Source organism: Enterococcus sp. DIV1206 (genome assembly GCF_051712485.1).
In the GTDB taxonomy this organism is placed as follows: Bacteria; Bacillota; Bacilli; order Lactobacillales; family Enterococcaceae; genus Enterococcus; species Enterococcus faecalis.
Map to the genome: position 1 here is coordinate 690,387 of NZ_JBIOOZ010000001.1, position 18,633 is coordinate 709,019.

At 36.7% G+C, this 18,633-nt stretch carries 15 protein-coding genes; 12 read left to right on the forward strand and 3 right to left on the reverse strand.

Annotated elements, in window-relative coordinates; all coding sequences use genetic code 11:
- Positions 1-19: 19 nt before the first annotated feature.
- The 7 genes from IGK86_RS03390 to IGK86_RS03420 are packed head-to-tail and all read left to right on the forward strand — an operon-like array spanning position 20 to position 8,852.
- On the forward strand, positions 20-1,228 hold the full coding sequence (locus IGK86_RS03390; RefSeq protein WP_002390400.1) for a hypothetical protein: 1,209 nt from the start codon (positions 20-22) through the stop codon (positions 1,226-1,228).
- Between the two features lie 13 nt (positions 1,229-1,241).
- A complete protein-coding gene (gene wsfD, locus IGK86_RS03395; RefSeq protein WP_016616499.1) occupies positions 1,242-2,762 on the forward strand; it encodes a glycan biosynthesis hexose transferase WsfD in 1,521 nt (506 codons plus the stop codon).
- Positions 2,752-4,335: a hypothetical protein gene (locus tag IGK86_RS03400; RefSeq protein ID WP_016616498.1), complete on the forward strand. Its 1,584-nt coding sequence runs from the start codon at positions 2,752-2,754 to the stop codon at positions 4,333-4,335. The genes wsfD and IGK86_RS03400 overlap by 11 nt, the downstream gene beginning before the upstream one ends.
- Positions 4,332-5,594 (forward strand): glycosyltransferase, encoded by a 1,263-nt coding sequence (locus IGK86_RS03405; protein ID WP_002355764.1) that lies wholly within the window; start codon positions 4,332-4,334, stop codon positions 5,592-5,594. The genes IGK86_RS03400 and IGK86_RS03405 overlap by 4 nt, the downstream gene beginning before the upstream one ends.
- A gap of 14 nt (positions 5,595-5,608) precedes the next feature.
- The gene (locus tag IGK86_RS03410) at positions 5,609-7,675 is read left to right on the forward strand and encodes a cellulose biosynthesis cyclic di-GMP-binding regulatory protein BcsB (protein ID WP_002373524.1); all 2,067 of its coding nucleotides are present in this window, start codon (positions 5,609-5,611) and stop codon (positions 7,673-7,675) included.
- Complete coding sequence (locus tag IGK86_RS03415; protein ID WP_002385041.1) at positions 7,665-8,525, forward strand: hypothetical protein; 861 nt, start codon at positions 7,665-7,667, stop codon at positions 8,523-8,525. The genes IGK86_RS03410 and IGK86_RS03415 overlap by 11 nt, the downstream gene beginning before the upstream one ends.
- A 15-nt stretch (positions 8,526-8,540) precedes the next feature.
- Positions 8,541-8,852 (forward strand): hypothetical protein, encoded by a 312-nt coding sequence (locus tag IGK86_RS03420; RefSeq protein ID WP_002366283.1) that lies wholly within the window; start codon positions 8,541-8,543, stop codon positions 8,850-8,852.
- Between the two features lie 46 nt (positions 8,853-8,898).
- On the opposite strand, the gene IGK86_RS03425 is transcribed toward IGK86_RS03420, so the two are convergent.
- Genes IGK86_RS03425 through IGK86_RS03435 form a run of 3 tightly spaced genes read right to left on the reverse strand, consistent with a single transcriptional unit; the run spans position 8,899 to position 12,247 of the window.
- Positions 8,899-10,053, reverse strand: a complete 1,155-nt coding sequence (locus IGK86_RS03425; RefSeq protein WP_002355768.1) for a pyridoxal phosphate-dependent aminotransferase — start codon at positions 10,051-10,053, stop codon at positions 8,899-8,901.
- A 15-nt stretch (positions 10,054-10,068) separates the two neighbouring features.
- Entirely contained in the window at positions 10,069-10,791 is a 723-nt protein-coding gene (locus tag IGK86_RS03430; RefSeq protein WP_002355769.1) for an amino acid ABC transporter ATP-binding protein, read from the reverse strand.
- A complete protein-coding gene (locus IGK86_RS03435; protein WP_016617483.1) occupies positions 10,784-12,247 on the reverse strand; it encodes an ABC transporter substrate-binding protein/permease in 1,464 nt (487 codons plus the stop codon). Before IGK86_RS03435 ends, IGK86_RS03430 begins: the two co-directional genes overlap by 8 nt.
- A 170-nt stretch (positions 12,248-12,417) precedes the next feature.
- Between IGK86_RS03435 and IGK86_RS03440 the strand changes: the two genes are divergently transcribed.
- From IGK86_RS03440 to adhE, 5 genes are all read left to right on the forward strand, one after another.
- Positions 12,418-13,524 (forward strand): iron-containing alcohol dehydrogenase family protein, encoded by a 1,107-nt coding sequence (locus tag IGK86_RS03440; RefSeq protein ID WP_016617482.1) that lies wholly within the window; start codon positions 12,418-12,420, stop codon positions 13,522-13,524.
- A 158-nt stretch (positions 13,525-13,682) separates the two neighbouring features.
- Positions 13,683-14,828 carry a tRNA guanosine(34) transglycosylase Tgt gene (gene tgt, locus IGK86_RS03445; RefSeq protein WP_002355772.1) on the forward strand — a complete coding sequence of 382 codons (1,146 nt, stop codon included), beginning with the start codon at positions 13,683-13,685 and terminating at the stop codon, positions 14,826-14,828.
- Between the two features lie 60 nt (positions 14,829-14,888).
- The gene (yajC, locus tag IGK86_RS03450; RefSeq protein WP_002383336.1) at positions 14,889-15,287 is read left to right on the forward strand and encodes a preprotein translocase subunit YajC; all 399 of its coding nucleotides are present in this window, start codon (positions 14,889-14,891) and stop codon (positions 15,285-15,287) included.
- A 261-nt stretch (positions 15,288-15,548) separates the two neighbouring features.
- Positions 15,549-15,854: a post-transcriptional regulator gene (locus tag IGK86_RS03455; protein ID WP_002355774.1), complete on the forward strand. Its 306-nt coding sequence runs from the start codon at positions 15,549-15,551 to the stop codon at positions 15,852-15,854.
- A gap of 157 nt (positions 15,855-16,011) precedes the next feature.
- On the forward strand, positions 16,012-18,609 hold the full coding sequence (gene adhE / locus IGK86_RS03460; protein ID WP_002388933.1) for a bifunctional acetaldehyde-CoA/alcohol dehydrogenase: 2,598 nt from the start codon (positions 16,012-16,014) through the stop codon (positions 18,607-18,609).
- Positions 18,610-18,633 lie beyond the last annotated feature (24 nt).

An 18,633-nucleotide genomic window follows, 5' to 3' on the forward strand; every position in this document is an offset into this window, starting at 1 on the left:
CGCAAAAACAAGTACTTTTGTGTACACTGACAATAAAGAAGTGAGGAAAAGAGGCGTAACAATGAAGAGAAAACTTTGGATTTTTATTGGGGTATTCGTGGTGCTTCTGGGAGGATATTTTCTTTTGTTTAGAGAAAAATCCTATAAAGTAGAGGTGGAAAAAGTGAATCCAAAAATTCAACGCTTAATGTCGACAGACAAACAACATTTTTTAACAAAACATGAATTTCACACAAAAGAAACCGCTGAACGCAAAGATTTGTTGAAGTTTTTTATTGAAACCCGGCTCAAAACAGACGGCGGCTTTTTAACCAATTATTTACCAGATGCTGAACGCAAAGATGTCGCCACAGGACATGAGTTGCTAAGTGAGTCTTCGGGTCTATATTTGCGTAATTTAGCTTTTGATACGCAGGGACGTTTTGATAATTTTTACAAGCAGACGAAAGACACCTTTTACGACGGCGTCCAATTTAGTTACCGAATTGACGAGCAAGGCAATAAATACAATGTCAATGCCTCGATTGATGATTTACGGATCATTCGTTCATTAATTGAAGCAGGGGGGCATTTTAAAACAGATCAGTATGATCAAGAAATTAAAAAATTAGGCAAGAGTTTTATGGAAACCTCTATGAAAGATAATATTCTAATTGATTTTTACGATAGTAAATCAAAACAACAGTCTTCAGAAACTTCTTTGTTTTATATTGACTTAATTACGCTGGGTTATCTATACAAAGAATTTGGGATTTCAGCAGACTACTTGCAGTATCATTACCAATTAATAGACGATGGCTATATTTCTGATGATTTACCTCTTTATCAAACGAAGTTTAATCATCAAACAAATAAATACGAAAACAACGGAACACTTAATATTATTGAATCTTTATTAACGATTGTCCATTTAAGTGAAGTGGGTATGGCGAAGCAGACTAGTATTGATTTTGTGCGAAAACAAGTTCAGCAAGGAACGCTTTTTAACTCGTATGATTTAAATGGATCGCCCGTGGATAAAAATCAATCTGCAGCTAGTTATGCGATAGCGGCTTTAATTGGTGTTGCCGAAAATGACAAAGAGTTGTATCGTGCGGCAATTACAGTACTTAATAATTTTCAAATTATGGATTCAAGCAGTCCGATTTATGGAGGATTTGGTGATAAAGTTACGAAACAAGTCTATTCCTATAATAACTTAATGGCTCTTTTGGCCTATGATTTCTAGATGAGGTGAAAGCATGGAAAAGATCAAAAAACACATGAACTCGGCTTTTAAATGGTTGAGTCGTTATATTTCTCCAAGTCTTTTGGCCGTTTTAGGGATTGGGTTAGTGACAAGCATTTTGTTATTTGTTTATCCGATTAATGGCTTGGGAGATAATGGCGAGTATTTTCGTGTGTTAAATTCAAATAGTCTTTATCGTGTCAATGGTGATAGCTACGACAATGTGGCCTATTTTGTTAAAGACTTTTCAATTATGCGTTATTTTAATGAAACAACGACGCACTTTGTTTCCACTCAACAATTTTTCATCACCATTGCCATTTGGCTTAATAAACTTTTTTATAGTCAAACACTTTTCGATATTCGTTTCTTAGGTTTCGTTTATCTTAGTTGTTTTTTAGTGTCAATTTATATTCTGGTACGAGGCTTAACCGAAGGCGTATCTTTGAAAAAAAGTTATCTTATCTCCTTGTTGGTTATTTTCATCTTGGGGGATACCTCCTATACGATTTATTTTAATTCCTTTTATACAGAAGCGACGAGTTTTTTACTTTCTGTGAGTGTCTTAGCATTTTCAGTCTATTTTTATCGGGTGACGAAACCACGAACTTGGCTCAGAAGAATAGTTTTAGTTATCTTGGCACAAGCAGTAGTACTTTTAATAGGGACAACACGCCAAGAATATTTGCTGATTATTGGCGTAATTATTGCTGGATTAGGATTTTTTGTCTACTTGTCACAACGTTACCAACGATTGTCAATGACGGCCTTTTTAATTGCGTTGATTGGTTTTACAACGTTAGCAGCTTTTATCGTTCCTAACGATATCTATGAACGTGATGTCTACCACAGTATGACGCGCGGTGTAATGAAGGATAGTAAGGTTCCGGATAAACGGATGTCAGAGGGCGGAATCAACCCGCAATATGGGTTGCAAAAGGGACGTTCCTACTTTGAAGAATACAGTCCTGTATCACCAACTTCTGAACAAATGAAAAAAGATTTTTTTGATAAAACGAGTTTTGGATGGGTGTTATTGAATTATTTAAATTATCCATCTGAATTATGGCAAGGACTGAATTCAGCGGTCCCAAATGTTTACTTAGTAAAGCCGAATAATGTGGGGAATTTTGAGAAAACGACGGGGCGTGCACCGCTGGAACAATCTAAATTTTTTATGGTGTATAACCGTATTAAAGCCAGTTTTTTTCCTAAAAACTTTGCTTTCTATCTGTTATTAGGCGTGATTCTGTTTGGTTTATATGGCGTTGGTTTATACAGAGGACTCAAGAGAAACGAACCCAGATTAGTTTTTCGCTTCTTTTTAATGACAGGAATTTATCTAAATTTATTAGTTGTTTTCATTTCAACAATTATTATTGATGGGGATAGTGACTTAGTACGTCATTTGTTTTTAGTCTCAGTATTTTTAGATTTTCTCTTGTTACAAATTGTTTCTGATGTTATTGGTAAACGAATGTGGCAAGATACAGCACCACAAGTCATTGGGGAGGTAGAGGGAATTGAAAAATAAACAATATCTTATTGGCTGGGTGTGTTTCTTACTCTTTTTCGTTTTTTGTGGCTTTGCCAAACCGACGCTGGCTGCACCAAGTAAACATGTCTTACTTGTCTATGACAGCTTGAATATTGCTGGGAAAAAAGAAAATGATGTGGATGCTTTACAACGAGTGTTGACGAGTTTTGGAGTAGAAGTTCAGAGTGTGGCGGTATCAGATTATGTGCCTGGCGAATTGCTAAATGATGGCTATGACAGTTTGATTTCTATGGTGAATTGGCCTGAACAAGCCGGCGTTATTGCCTCTGATTTTCTAGCAGATCGAGTTCATTTTAAAGGTAAACAATTACACATTGGTCGAAACATGCGTGACGATGAAAAACAATATTTTAGCGGTACATGGAAAGAATTAAGTCATCGTCAATATCGGTTAGAAGATGAAAAAAACCGCTTTTCTCAAGTATTGCCTTTTCAAGATCAATCAGTTGTGCTGGAAAATACGCAAGGTCAGACAGTTGGTCGATTAAAAACACAAGAATTAGCACCAGAAGAATATCCATTTGGTGTAATTGAGAATGGGCATGCTTTTCTCCCAATGTTTGAACGCAAAGGCGCTGTTTTTTTAGAAAGCTTGGACGTAATTAGTCAATGGCTGGAAAGTGAAAAAATGTCACGGCCGTTTTTGACGATTTCTGATTTTAACCCGTTAAGAGATATGTCCGTCGCAACCTATTTGCAAGAAGAATTAGTTAAAACCACGTATCCTTATATTTTATCCAGTACGAGCGTTTCACAAAACAATACGATTTTACCTTATAAACTATTTACGAATGCGTTACGTGCGTTTGCTTCGACGGGGGTTATTTTCTTAGAAACACCGGTCGTTAACAATGTTGATTTAAATGACCAACGTGCTTTGAAACAATTGATGGAGCAGCAGATTAGTTTATTGGTCGACAGACATGTCTATCCAGTAGGCATTTCTGCTCCAGGATACTGGAATCAAGACCTTCAATACCAAGAGGATGGTCTAGCAATTAGTGATACAGTGATTCTAAGAGAAAATCCGCCGATTGAACGCGTTTTTTATCGAAACCAAACGGGAGAATCAATCACTTATAAGAATGCTTTGTTTGATTTACCCTATGATTATTTATCGGGGATTGAATGGACGGATAAAGATAATCCGAATGACTATCGATTTCCAATGCCGACCACCATTAGTTTTTCATTTCCAAATTCTAAAAAAGAAGTGGATCATCTAATTCAAGAAGTCAAGGAAGCACCAATAGTGTTTAGTGTTTCAGAAGCGGATCAACATTTCACTGTTCAAACACAAACGCAGAAAATCGAATTTCGGAATAATCGGTTCTTCTTAAACAATCAAATTGTCAATGGTTTGGCTGATACAGGGGGCTCAACAGTTGAAAAACAACGATTTACAGGGTTATTTTCATTCTTTTTCAGTATCACAAACAATATTTTGATTGGCGTTGTGACACTGACTTTAATCATCCTGATTATTTTGTTTATGATTGGACGAAAGAATTATCGGTCGAAATATATTAATAAGGAGGAAGACAAATGACCATTGCTGACATTGTAATGTTAACAGCAACTATCATTATTTGGAGTCTACTAATTGTAAATATTCTCTTAGTTATTTTTGGCTATGTTTATTATTTAAAAACAGATCCTGTCGCACCACCACCTGTAGAGGACGAAGACGCGCCGTTTGTTTCAATTATGGTGCCGGCCCATAATGAAGGAATTGTCATTGTGCGGACAGTTGAAGCGTTATTGAATTTTAATTATCCGCAAGATCGCTATGAAATTATTGTGATTAATGACAACTCAAGTGATAATAGTGCTGAGCTTTTAGCTAACGTCCAAAAAAAGGCGGTTAATCGAAATTTGCAGATTATTAATACAGACAATATAACAGGTGGGAAAGGTAAGTCTAATGCCTTAAACATTGGTTTCAAGCAAGCCAAGGGGGACGTGATTGCCATTTATGATGCGGACAATACACCTGAACCGAATGCACTCCGTTATTTAGTTGGAGAGTTAATCGCTAGTGAGGAATACGGCGCGGTTATTGGTAAATTTAGAACGAGAAATCGCAATGCAAGCTTGTTGACACGCTTTATTAATATCGAGACACTGGCCTTTCAATGGATGGCACAAGCCGGTCGTTTTCAATTATTTAAGTTATGCACGATTCCTGGCACAAATTTCATTGTTCGTCGTAGTATTATTGAAGCCATTGGCGGCTGGGATGACAAAGCGTTAGCCGAAGATACAGAAATCAGTTTCCGCATCTATATGATGGGCTATAAAATTAAGTTTCAACCAAAAGCAGTGACGTGGGAGCAAGAGCCACAAACTTTGTCAGTTTGGTTCCGACAACGGACGCGATGGGTCAAAGGCAATATTTATGTCATTGTTAAAAATGCTAAATTATTGTTTAATCCTAAAGCGAGTCGGATCCGTTTTGATATTTTATATTTCTTGTCCATTTATTTTCTCTTAATGACATCGCTCGTTTTGTCAGACATCATGTTAGTTTTATCAATGTCTGGTTACTTAACAACGACCCTGCAAGGATTTAGCAATTCCTTATGGTTGTTAGCGATTTTGTTATTTATTTTCAGTACTTTTGTCAGTATTACGACCGAAAAAGGCGAAATGACTTTAGAGAATATCTTAATTATTGCCTTGATGTATATTACATACAGTCAGATGTGGCTAGTAGTCGCCGCTTATGGCATGGTGATGTATATTAAAGAAAATGTTTTTCATAAACAAACACAAACAAAATGGTACAAAACTGAACGATTTAAATAAGGAGGAAACGTGCAATGAAACAAAAAACAGTCACTTTAATAGGGTTGTTCTTTCTGGCAATTCTGATTGGTGTCGCAAGTCCGACCGTATACGCCGAAAACAAAGAACAAGACAACCATACCTTTACACAACCTTTTCAAAATAAAACAATCTCTTTAACAGGTACTTCTGTCCGTAGCACCATGTATTTTACAAAAATTGATTATTGGGACGTAAAAAAAGCATCATTCAATATGACCTACCAAATCACACAATTAAAAAATAATCAGACCTCAGATTTAACTGTGGCAGTTAATGGTGTGAAGTTTTATTCTTGGCGTCCTGAAAATACGACTGGTATTCAACAAAAGACGATTGAAATCCCTTTGGAACTGATTAAAGAGACAAATACATTGACTGTTGAAGGCCAAATTATTAATCAGGCAGGAAACGACATGTATAATTTAATTGAAACTCCAGCAAATTGGTTAACGATGTATGAAGGATCTAACGTAAACTTCCAATACGATTTACAATTACCAGAGAATACGATTCATTCTTTTTATAATCATTTTGTGGGAGCAGACACGATTGCGAATAAACACAGTGTTATTTTGACACCAGAAAATGCATCGGAAAAAGAATTAGCTGCAGCGACCCATGCGTTAGCTGGTGCTGCTCGTTTGATTACTACCTCAGAAGAATTGTTGCCAATGGCTTCTTTGAACAAAGAACAGTCAGCACCCTATCAGTTGATTATTGCCAGCTATGATAAATTACCAGATCAGTATAAAAGTCAAATTGATAGCAAACGTGTGGAGGACCAGGCTGTCTTAAAATTTTTCAATCAACCAGATAAGCATGTTTTAGTAGCTACTTCTAAAGATGAGGACTTACTTGTTCGTGCGGGACGTTATTTAGCCAATTATGAATTAATGACCCAAACAGATAAAGAAGAGACAACAGTTGATGAGAATACCGATACGTTTAGTTCAACTTTAGAATTTGATGGAAATTATCCATTAACCTCAACGGGGGACAAACTAGAAGGGGCCTATCACCAAGAACAAACGTACTTTGTCAATTTACCAGTGGATCGAAACAATGCCAATGGCAGTCGCGTGCATTTACATTTTAAATACGCTGAAAACTTAGATTTTGATTCTTCTTTAGTGACGGTCTATGCCAATGATAAACCAATTGGCAGCAAGAAATTAACCGCTGCTCGTGCGAACGGTGATGAATTAAATCTCGAATTTCCAAAGAACTTAGAAATTGCTGATAGTTTTGTTTTAAAAGTTGCTTTTGATTTGAATGTTAAATCACCAGAAGTTTTACGAAATGGTCAGACTCCATGGGCCTTTATTGAAAATAATTCGAATGCGTTTATTCAAACAGAAGAACTGAATGACATATTATTTAACAACTATCCGAACATTTTTATCAGAAGCCGTTCTTTTGCTGATTTAGCGATTTTATTACCAGAAAAAATGGACGACAACTATTTTAAAGTGTTGACCAATTTATTTAACTTAATTGGTAATTATGCCGAAAGTAATGTCGGTGAGATTACGTATTATAAAAAAGCGCCTAAAAATGCGGCATTAGAAAATCATAACTTGATTATTTTTGGTACGCCTAAGGATAATCCGATGATTCGTAAGTTAAACGATCAGTTATATTTCCATTATGATAAGGACTTCACACGTTTTGTTTCAAACGAGAAACTAAGCATTGAAAAAGATTATGGCAAACAAATCGGTACGGCGCAGCTAATGTTTTCTCCATATAATGCGAAAGCCGCGGCGTTAATCTTAACGGGAGCTAAATCACAAGGTGTCTTTTTAGCCTCTACACAAGTGAATACAGAGAAGAATACTTCTATGTACAAAGGAGATGCCATTGTGGTCGATCCGAACTATCGTCGCTATGATTATCGTTTCAAAAAACGTGTAAGCAACGTTAGCAACGAATCATTAGGTAAACGAATTGTCAATAATCATAAATTAATGATTTATCTATTTGTCTTCTTAATTGGTATGACCATTATTGGATTAAGTGCGTTCTTCATCGTGAAGAAGAATTTGAAAGGTGGGGAATAGAGTGAATCAAAAACGAGTGACCTTGCTTTTGGATTTAACTTTGTTGGTAGGAATTGTTTTGGTTGTCGGCACAACCATCTTTATGGCCTTAGGAACGAATGATTTCTTTGTGGACTTAAGTTGTCTATTAATTTCAGTTATCTTAATTATTGTTACCTATTTTGTAGGAATTACAGCGGGGTTAACATTTTCGCTTATATTTATTTTTCTACAATTGACCTATGTTGTATATCAGTATGTCTATCATGATTTGTTTAGCTATGGCTCATTATTTTGGCTAATCATGCCGCCGCTCTACTGTTTAACAATCTATGCAGTGACTTATCAAATTCGTACGATTGAAGAAGAAAATATTCGCTTACGTAAAGAAACTTCACGGTTAAATGCGTTAGATGCAGTAACTAATTTAAGAACAGCAAAAATGTATGAAGAAGGATTCGATTTATTTTCTGACATTTCTACACGTTATGAAGCGCCGTTATATTTAGTCGTGATCCGAGTGGCCTATTGGGAAAGTATTCGTAACTTATTAAGTCCTGAACAAAAGAATGAATTGCTACAAATCGTGACAGCGGCGATTAAAGAGACAACGGATGATCGCTTCTTACCATACTTTATCGACGGCACACCGCCGACTTGGGCGTTATTAATTTTCCGCGATGGGGATGACGGATACACTACTAGAAAAGAATTCAAACAACAAGCTCAAGAGAAATTTGCCCATTCTGAAACCTTAAGGAATATTACTTTGACATTACAAGTTTCCTATACCAAATATGATCCTGCCGAATTTAACAACGCTTCAGAATTTTTAGGGGATGGAATTAATTCTCTTCAATATGATGTTTAAAAAGGAGGCAAACAAATGACTGAAAAAATTGCTGTTTTTACAGGGAAATTAGCAGAGGCTGGTGTGTTAAATGAGACGCAGCCATTGTCAATGCGATTACATTTAGAAAATATCCAAGCAGAAAGTGATCCAGAATCCATTGTGCCCTTATTTTCTCATGGGGTAATTTTAAACATACTTGTTGAACAGTTAGAGGAAAGTATCCCACTGTCTCACTTGAAAAAAGGAACCAAAGTCCGTTTCACAGTCGTGGGCTTGCCACCGATGACTATGTCGATTCCACCGCATGTTGGTGGGCAAGCGATTGAATTGATAGAAGAAATCTAAAAAGCTTCTGCATTAGCTATGATTATTAGCTAATGCAGAAGCTTTTTTATTCAAAGGTCATTCTTTCAATTCGATCGAACGCTTCCTTTAATAAATCTAAATTTTGTGTTGCGGCTAAGCGAATGTACTCATCGCCCGTTGTTTCACCAAATGCTTTTCCAGGAATCACTAATACCTGTGTCTCTTTTAAAAGCTTTTCCACAAAAGGGACGGAAGTTAGTCCAGTTTTTTGAATATTAATGAAGGCGTAAATACTTCCTTTGACTGGATGAAGCGAAAGGAAAGGGATCTTTGCTACTCGTTGGGCCACATACTCTAAACGTGTTTGGAACACTTCAACGATTGGGTCTACAAATTCGTCAAAATGTTGTAACGCATAGATTCCTGCTTGCTGTGACAACGTAGGCGCAGAATACGTAACGCCTTCATTAATTAATTTGGCTACTTCGTTAATATAGTCTGGGGCAATCATATAACCAATACGCCAACCAGTCATTGCAAAGGCTTTTGAAAAGCTACCAAAAGTGATAGTATTTTCTGGAGCAAACGTAGCCATGGGAGTAAACGTTTCTTGGAAACAAAAGGCTTCATAAACTTCATCTGAAAGAATGTATAAGTTGTGTTCAATCGCTACCTGTGCAATTTCTCTGAAAGTTTCTTCAGAGAAAACAGCGCCTGTCGGGTTATTCGGTGAATTAAGAATAATCGCTTTGGTTTTAGGCGTGATTTTTTCTTTCAAAAGAGCTACATCAATTTGGAAACCATCTTCTTCATAGGTTGGCAAAAAGACCGGAACGCCATCTGCTAAAAGAACTTGGTCTTTATAAGGAGAGAAGTAAGGTTCATGAATAATCACTTCATCTCCAGGATTTAGAATCACTTGTAAGGCAAGGTACATTCCATGCAGAGCGCCAACTGTGGCCCGGACTTGATTCGGTTGAAAAGATAATTGATAATGTGACTGATAAAACTGAATGACCGCCTCAATGAATGCCTCGCTACCATCAGAAGCGGTATATTTTGTATGCCCGTTTTTGGCATCGTTAGCTGCTTGTTCGATAATCCGCTCATCGGTAATTAAGTCAGGGTCGCCAATCGATAAATCGATTAAATTTGGGGTCTTTTTCGCCAATGTTGCAATATCCATGAGTAAATTTTCAGTAGGTTGTTGGTAACGTGTTGCGATATTCTTGCGATCCATACCAGGTGCTCCTTTTTATAAAACTTTTCTTAGAAAATCTTGTGTTCTTGGGTTTTGTGGCGCATCAAAAATTTCTTCAGGTGTGCCTTCTTCTTGAATAATTCCTGCATCCATAAAAATGACACGGTCCGCGACTTCTTTTGCGAAACCCATTTCGTGGGTAACCACTACCATTGTCATCCCTTCAATAGCTAAATTTTTCATAACGGATAGCACTTCGCCCACCATTTCAGGGTCTAAGGCAGAAGTTGGTTCATCGAACAGCATCACGTCAGGGCGCATGGCTAAAGCACGAGCAATCGCTACCCGTTGTTGTTGCCCACCAGAAAGTTGAGCGGGATAATTTTCTTTTTTATCTGATAAACCAACTTGTTCCAGTAAAGAAAGAGCATGTTCTGTGGCTTCAGCAGCGGCTTCTTTTTTTACTTTAACAGGACTAATCGTTAAGTTTTCCAAGACATTTTTATGCGGGAAAAGATTGAAATTTTGGAATACCATTCCCATTTTTTGACGAAGTTGATCAATGTTGGTATTTTTATCTAATAAATTTTTTCCTTCAAATTCAACGCTGCCACCAGTTGGTGTTTCTAATAAGTTCAAGCAACGTAAAAAAGTACTTTTACCACTGCCAGAAGGGCCAATAATTACGACAACTTCACCAGCTTCAATTTCTAAGTCAATTCCTTTAAGTACTTCATTTTTTCCGAATGTTTTCTGTAAGTTTTTAATGTTAATCACTAGTACTCATTCTCCTTTCAGCAACACCTAATAGACGTGAGATAGTAAAGGTTAGGACGAAATAAATCAACGATACAATTAAGTAAGGTAGGAAGGGTTTAAAACTTGCTCCTTGAACGTTGCCAGCTTGGAAAATTAGTTCTGAAACACCAATGACTGAAACAACGGAAGATTCTTTAATTACTGTAACAAATTCATTGCCTAACGCTGGTAAAATATTTTTAATAGCTTGTGGGAAAATGATGTATCGCATTGCTTGGTTTTGATTCATTCCCAAAGAACGAGCAGCTTCCAATTGTCCTTTATTAACCGCCTGAATACCAGCACGAATAATTTCTGCTACATATGCACCACTGTTTAAAGAAAGAGCAATACAACCAGCTGCTACTTTTGATAAGTCTAAACCAAGAACGCCTGTCCCGAAATAGACAATAAAAATTTGAACAAGCAAAGGAGTGCCACGAACATATTCAATATAAGCAATGGCAATGCCACGTAAAATTTTGGAATTGGCTAACTTCATTAAGGCAAGTAATGCCCCTAAAATGGCACCAAACAAAACACCAATGAAAGCTAGGAAAATGGTATAGCCCGCACCGTTAAGGTAGAACTTTCCATACTTTTGTAAAAAGCTTTGATCTTTTTGGAACATTAATTGATTGGCTTCTTTTTTATAACCGTCCATTAATTTTTGATCATTAATTTGTTTAATAGAGGCATTTACTTTCTCCGTCAAAACGGGCGCATCTTTAGGAAAAGCAACGGCAGTATCTTTTGAGCCTTTTTCAAAGGTAACATCAGCAAAAGATAAATCCTCATTTTGAGAAACATAGGCTTCGCCAACCGGTTCTTCCATAACGACTGCATCTAATTTATTATTTTTTAGATTCATAATTAAATCTGGAATTTTTTGAAGAGAAGTAGGGACAGCACCGGTTAATTCGGTTTTAATTAATTCTTCTTGTGTCGTTTGCTTTTGGGCACCTGCACGAATGCCTTCGAAATCTTTAGTGGAATGAAATTTATCTTTGTCTTCTTTCCGAACAATGACTCTTTGTTGAACGTTCATATATGGTTGAGAAAAAGCTACTTCTTTTAATCGTTCAGGCGTTGGCGACATGCCAGAGATGACCATGTCAATCTTGCCAGTTTTTAAGGCCCCTAACAGAGCATCGAAGCCTAGTTCTTCGATTTTTAATTTAACGCCTAAATCGTCGGCAATTTTTTGAGCAATAGAAATATCAAAACCAACAATTTTATCTTCACCATCTACTTTTGCATGAAATTCATAAGGGGCATAGTCTGCGGATAAGCCGACAACTAGTTCTCCCTTTTGGATGATTTTGTCATAGACTGGATCGGTTTCGGCTGCAAAAGTTTCTTTAATAGGTAATAATGAGAGCAACAAGAATAAAATTGGTAAAATCGTCTGTAGCCATTTTTTACATTTGGTCATTTGCGTAAACTCCTTTTTGTATTATTTTTATAAATATTCAAAAAAAGCGAATAAATGTATAAAAATTTATTGTGTTATGATGTGGTTTATCATATCATAGAATATGTAAAAGGAAAAGTAGTAGAGTTGAAAAAATACAACTTTTTCAAAAAAATTTTCAAAAGTCAAAAATGAAGGGGATTTTCAAGATGGAACAATCATTAATTGTGAGAGGGACACCACAAGAGTATCTTTGCGAAATTGGTTCGTGGGAATTATTAGAAGGACAACTATTATGCAGAAATATTCATCGTGTATTCATTTTACACGGGACTGAGTCATGGCAAGCGGCAAAACCGTATTTTCCGACGTTTCAAAAAGTAACAGCTGTTTTTGAAAACTATGGAGGTGTTTGTACAGATCAACGTGTGCAAGAGTTAGAAGCGCAAGTGCTGGACAATCATTTAGAGGCCATCGTCGCTGTTGGTGGAGGAAAAGTGGCCGACTTGGGCAAAGCCTTAGCACACAAAATGGCATTACCGGTAATTATTTTACCCACTTTAGCAGCTACTTGTGCGCCGTGCACGCCATTGAGTGTAATGTATCGAGAAGATGGAGCAATGGAACGGTATGACGTTTTTCCGCAAGCAAACGCTTTGGTGTTGGTAGAACCAAGAGTGTTATTGCATTCGCCTCGGTCCTTAATGGTGGCAGGTATTGGGGATACATTAGCTAAATGGTACGAAGCAGATGCGATTATTTCGCAGTTAGATGTCCAAGTGTTACCTATTCAAGTTTCTCATTTTGCCGCGGAAAAATGTCGCGATATTTTGTTAAATGAAAGTATCAATGCTTTAAAAGCGATGGAAGAGCAGCAATTAAATCAATCGTTTATTGATGTCATCGAAACGAATTTAATTATTGGTGGAATGGTGGGTGGCTTTGGCGATGATTATGGTCGGACAGCGGGTGCCCATTCCATTCATGATGCACTAACTTTGCTGCCAGCTAGCCATCAACAATTGCATGGAAACAAAGTGGCGTATGGTGTGTTTGTTCAATTAGCCATTGAAGAGAAATGGCAAGAAATCGATGAATTAATTCCTTTCTATCACCAACTAGGTTTGCCTATTTCTTTAAAAGAAATGGAGATGGACTTAACTGAAGCCGAGTATCAAGAAGTAGCAGAACGTGCTTGTATAGAAGGCGAAACGATTCATTATATGAAACAAAAAATTACCCCTGAAATTGTGAAAACAGCGATGCAAGATTTAGAAAAATATACAGCGACAAAATAAGTGCCAAACAGCAACTAGCTCATTTGAATTATTTGAACTAGTTGCTGTTTTTTAAGGATCCTTTTTTGAAAAAAGAAACCTTGAGAAATCCTTGCAAATTCAATAAAAAAAAAGTATGATGATGGGAGGACAAATTATAGTAGAAAGTAGGGAAATGAATGACGGAACCAGCCATTCGTTATCGTTTAATCAAAAAAGATAAACACACAGGTGCGCGTTTAGGTGAATTAATTACTCCTCACGGCACATTTCCAACACCAATGTTTATGCCGGTAGGTACACTTGCGACAGTTAAAACAATGTCACCAGAAGAATTAAAAGAAATGGGTGCCGGTGTTATTTTAAGTAATACTTACCATTTATGGTTACGCCCAGGTGAAGATTTAGTCGAAGAAGCAGGCGGTTTACACAAATTTATGAACTGGGATCAACCTATTTTAACTGATTCAGGTGGCTTCCAAGTCTTCTCATTAAGTGATATGCGGAAAATCGAAGAAGAAGGTGTGCATTTTAGAAATCATTTAAATGGTTCAAAAATGTTCCTTTCTCCAGAAAAAGCGATCAATATTCAAAATAAATTAGGATCAGATATTATGATGAGCTTTGATGAATGTCCACCATTTGATGAAAGCTATGAGTATGTCAAACGCTCGATTGAACGGACTTCTCGTTGGGCTGAGCGTGGCTTAAAAGCCCATGCGAATCCTGATAGACAGGGATTATTCGGTATTGTTCAAGGTGCGGGATTTGAAGATTTACGTCGTCAAAGTGCTAAAGATTTAGTGAGTATGGATTTTCCTGGCTATTCGATTGGTGGCTTATCTGTTGGTGAGTCTAAGGAAGAAATGAACCGAGTCTTAGACTTTACGACACCGTTAATTCCTGAAAATAAACCACGTTACTTAATGGGTGTGGGTGCCCCTGATTCATTAATTGATGGAGTGATTCGTGGGATTGACATGTTTGATTGTGTGCTACCAACACGTATTGCGCGCAATGGTACTTGTATGACTTCACAAGGTCGCTTGGTTGTTAAAAATGCCCAATATGCAAGAGATTTTCGTCCGCTTGATGAAAAATGTGATTGTTATGTTTGTCGTAATTATACGCGGGCCTATATTCGTCATTTGATTAAATGTGATGAAACATTCGGAATCCGTTTAACATCGTATCATAATTTATACTTCTTGTTAGACTTAATGAAAAATGTCCGTCAAGCAATTATGGACGACAATTTATTAGAATTCCGACAAGCGTTTTTTGAAGAATATGGCTTTAATAAAGCGAATGCAAAAAGTTTCTAAAAATTAGAGGAAAAAACTAGTTCTTCAAGCATTTTTTTGATACAGTTAGTAGTGTGAATAATGCAGAGTGAGGTGAAACAAATGGGTGGCGGATTTACAATGATTTTTACATTAGTCCTTTTAGGAGGAATGATGTTTTTCATGACACGTTCTCAAAAGAAACAACAACAAGAACGTCAAAAACAACTAAACGCAATGAAAACTGGCGATAGTGTTGTCACAATTGGTGGTTTACATGGTGTTTTAAGTGAAATCAACGAAAAAACAGTTTTAATCGATTGCGAAGGTATTGTCTTAGAATTTGACCGTGCAGCAATTCGAACTGTAACACCTGGAACTGCTGTTACAAATGATTCAGCAGTAACTAGTGTACCAGTCACAGAAGTTGAAGAGACAGTCACAGAAGAAGTAACTGAAGTTCCTGAAACATCAGATCCTTCAAAAGAAAAGAAAGACTAAACGGTTCAACTAATTCATTTAATGGTTAGAGAGAGCGGAACAGGCTTTTCAAAGGCGAAACTGTGACCAGTAGTCACACGAGAAAGCCAATAAGAAGAGATAATTCCTATTCCGCTCGTGTCGTTTATCTTAAAATGTAGGACTAGGAAGGTAGGTCATTTGGACTTACGTCCTAAGTCCTTTTTAACTATTAAGTTTACAAAAAAGGTTCCTTTTTATAGTGTTGGAAGATAGTTAAAAAGTGAGCAATCTTTCGCTTGGTTGGAAGGAGAAGAGCCCATGACAAAGGAAAAATTAAGTTGGTTACAACAAAAAATGCTCAATAAAAGTATTAAAAAGAAGTGCCAAAATTTTCGTGAACTAGGTTATTCTTCCATCAACGAAGAAGATTTATTGACTTATTTACTCACCTATCGTTGGAAAAAACAAACCCATTTATCTGTCAAAGACTGTCGTAAAGACATTCAGAAGGTTAAGCCAAATGAATTTTTTGACTATCAACAATTATTGGCACAGACATCAAAAAATCCTTTAAGGGACTGGCATGATATTGAAGACTTATTCTAGAAAAAAGAATAGGTCTTTTTTTTTGAGATAAAAAAAATTATAAATAGTTGTGAAAAATATCACAAAAACTATTTACAAGATTCGTTTTATGTTGTATGATGTGAATGTGAAATAGTTAACAAAGTTTTTTTAAAATGAAACTCTTAGGAGGATGAACATGGTTAAAACAGTAAAAAAAGAAAAGACAGAAACGGTTGATGTTTCATCAATGATTGATGAATTAGCAACAAAAGCGAATGTCGCTTTAAAAGCAATGGAAGATTTTACACAAGAACAAGTAGATCACATTGTCCATCAAATGGCGATGGCGGCGTTAGACCAACATATGCCTTTAGCAAAAATGGCTGTCGAAGAAACTGGCCGTGGAATCTATGAAGATAAAGCAATCAAAAATATGTATGCATCTGAATACATTTGGAATAATATTAAACATGATAAAACAGTGGGTGTAATTAACAAAGACGAACAAACCGGTTTAATGGAAATTGCTGAGCCAGTTGGCGTGGTATGTGGGGTCACACCAACAACAAACCCAACGTCAACAACTATTTTTAAATCACTAATTGCCTTAAAAACAAGAAATCCAATTGTTTTTGCTTTCCATCCTAGCGCACAAAAATGTTCGGCAGAAGCGGCACGTATTGTACGGGATGCGGCGATTGCAGCAGGTGCACCAGAAAATTGTATTCAATGGATTGAACAACCATCGATTGATGCAACATCTGCTTTGATGAATCATCCAGGGATTGCCATTGTTTTAGCAACTGGTGGCGCAGGCATGGTAAAATCTGCGTATTCAACAGGTAAACCAGCACTAGGCGTTGGTCCTGGGAACGTACCAGCTTATATTGAAAAAACGGCTAAAGTAAAACGTGCGGTTAATGATTTAATTGTTTCAAAATCATTTGATAATGGAATGATTTGTGCTTCTGAGCAAGCGGTCATTGTGGATAAAGAAATTTATGCTTCTGTCAAAGCTGAGTTTGAAGCACACAATGTTTACTTCGTGAAACCGAATGAATTACAAAAACTAGAAGATGCAGTGATGAATGAAGGCAAATACGCAGTAAATCCAGCGATTGTCGGTAACTCTGCAGAAAAAATTGCTGAATTAGCAGGAATTAGCGTACCAAAAGGCACAAAAATTTTAGTCGCTGAATTAGAAGGTGCAGGTCCAGAATATCCATTATCAAGAGAAAAATTATCGCCAGTTTTAGCAATGATGAAATCAAACAATGCAGAGCATGCTTTTGAACTATGTGAAGCGATGTTAAACTTAGGTGGTTTAGGACATACAGCAGTAATTCATACAGAAGATGAAGAGTTACAAGTTGCTTTTGGTTTACGTATGAAAGCTTGTCGTATTTTAGTGAATACTCCATCAGCAGAAGGCGGTATCGGTAACATTTATAACGAAATGATTCCATCCTTAACACTTGGTTGTGGTTCATACGGGAAAAACTCTGTTTCTAAAAACGTATCAGCCATTAACTTAATTAATATTAAAACGGTAGCGAAACGGAGAAATAATATGCAATGGTTTAAATTACCTCCAAAAATTTTCTTTGAAAAAAATTCTTTACAATATCTACAAAAAATGGAAAATGTTGAACGTGTCATGTTAGTTTGTGACCCAGGTATGGTTCAATTTGGCTATGCAGATATCGTACGTAAAGAGCTACAAAAACGTAAAAATGATGTGAAAATCGAAGTATTTTCTGATGTTGAACCAAACCCATCAACAAATACTGTTTATGCAGGTACCAAAATGATGGTTGATTTCCAACCAGATACAGTGATTGCCTTGGGTGGCGGTTCTGCAATGGATGCGGCGAAAGGAATGTGGATGTTCTATGAACACCCAGATACAGAGTTCTTTGGTGCAAAACAAAAATTCTTAGATATCCGCAAACGGACATATAAAATTGCCAAACCAGAAAAAACACAATTTGTTTGTATACCAACTACTTCAGGAACTGGTTCAGAAGTTACACCATTTGCCGTTATTACTGATAGTGAAACACACGTGAAATATCCGTTAGCAGACTATGCGTTAACACCAGATGTAGCGATTGTTGATCCACAGTTCGTAATGTCTGTGCCAGCTTCAGTCACTGCAGATACAGGTATGGATGTTTTAACACATGCTATTGAATCTTATGTTTCCGTGATGGCTTCAGATTACACACGTGGTTTAAGTTTACAAGCAATCAAGTTAGTTTTCGATCATTTAGAAAATTCAGTGAAACGTCCAGATATGGAATCTCGCGAAAAAATGCATAATGCATCAACCATGGCAGGGATGGCATTTGCCAATGCATTCTTAGGTATTTGTCACTCTATTGCTCATAAAATTGGTGGGGAATATGGCATTCCACATGGTCGTACAAATGCGATTTTATTACCACATATTATTCGTTACAATGCGAAAGATCCATCAAAACACGCAATGTTCCCTAAATATGATTACTTCCGCGCCGATACTGATTATGCAGACATTGCAAAATTCTTAGGCTTAAAAGGAAATACTACCGCAGAATTAGTAGAAGCTTTAGCAACAGCAGTAGCAGACTTAGGTAAATCAGTCGGAATTGACATGAACTTGAAAGCCCAAGGTGTCTCACAAGAAACATTAGACACAACGGTTGATCGTATGGCAGAACTTGCATATGAAGACCAATGTACAACTGCAAATCCGAAAGAACCATTAATTAGTGAACTAAAACAAATTATCTTAGATGCTTATGTAGGATAAAAGAACTCAAATAAAGAGACCAGA

Excerpts from the sequence above, each read along its gene's own strand:
- tgt (WP_002355772.1), top strand. The coding sequence starts at position 13,683 with ATGACGGAACCAGCCATTCGTTATCGTTTAATCAAAAAAGATAAACAC.
- yajC (WP_002383336.1), top strand. The coding sequence starts at position 14,889 with ATGCAGAGTGAGGTGAAACAAATGGGTGGCGGATTTACAATGATTTTT.
- wsfD (WP_016616499.1), top strand. The coding sequence starts at position 1,242 with ATGGAAAAGATCAAAAAACACATGAACTCGGCTTTTAAATGGTTGAGT.
- IGK86_RS03420 (WP_002366283.1), top strand. The coding sequence starts at position 8,541 with ATGACTGAAAAAATTGCTGTTTTTACAGGGAAATTAGCAGAGGCTGGT.
- IGK86_RS03410 (WP_002373524.1), top strand. The coding sequence starts at position 5,609 with ATGAAACAAAAAACAGTCACTTTAATAGGGTTGTTCTTTCTGGCAATT.
- IGK86_RS03425 (WP_002355768.1), bottom strand. The coding sequence starts at position 10,053 with ATGGATCGCAAGAATATCGCAACACGTTACCAACAACCTACTGAAAAT.
- adhE (WP_002388933.1), top strand. The coding sequence starts at position 16,012 with ATGGTTAAAACAGTAAAAAAAGAAAAGACAGAAACGGTTGATGTTTCA.
- IGK86_RS03435 (WP_016617483.1), bottom strand. The coding sequence starts at position 12,247 with ATGACCAAATGTAAAAAATGGCTACAGACGATTTTACCAATTTTATTC.
- IGK86_RS03405 (WP_002355764.1), top strand. The coding sequence starts at position 4,332 with ATGACCATTGCTGACATTGTAATGTTAACAGCAACTATCATTATTTGG.
- IGK86_RS03440 (WP_016617482.1), top strand. The coding sequence starts at position 12,418 with ATGAAGGGGATTTTCAAGATGGAACAATCATTAATTGTGAGAGGGACA.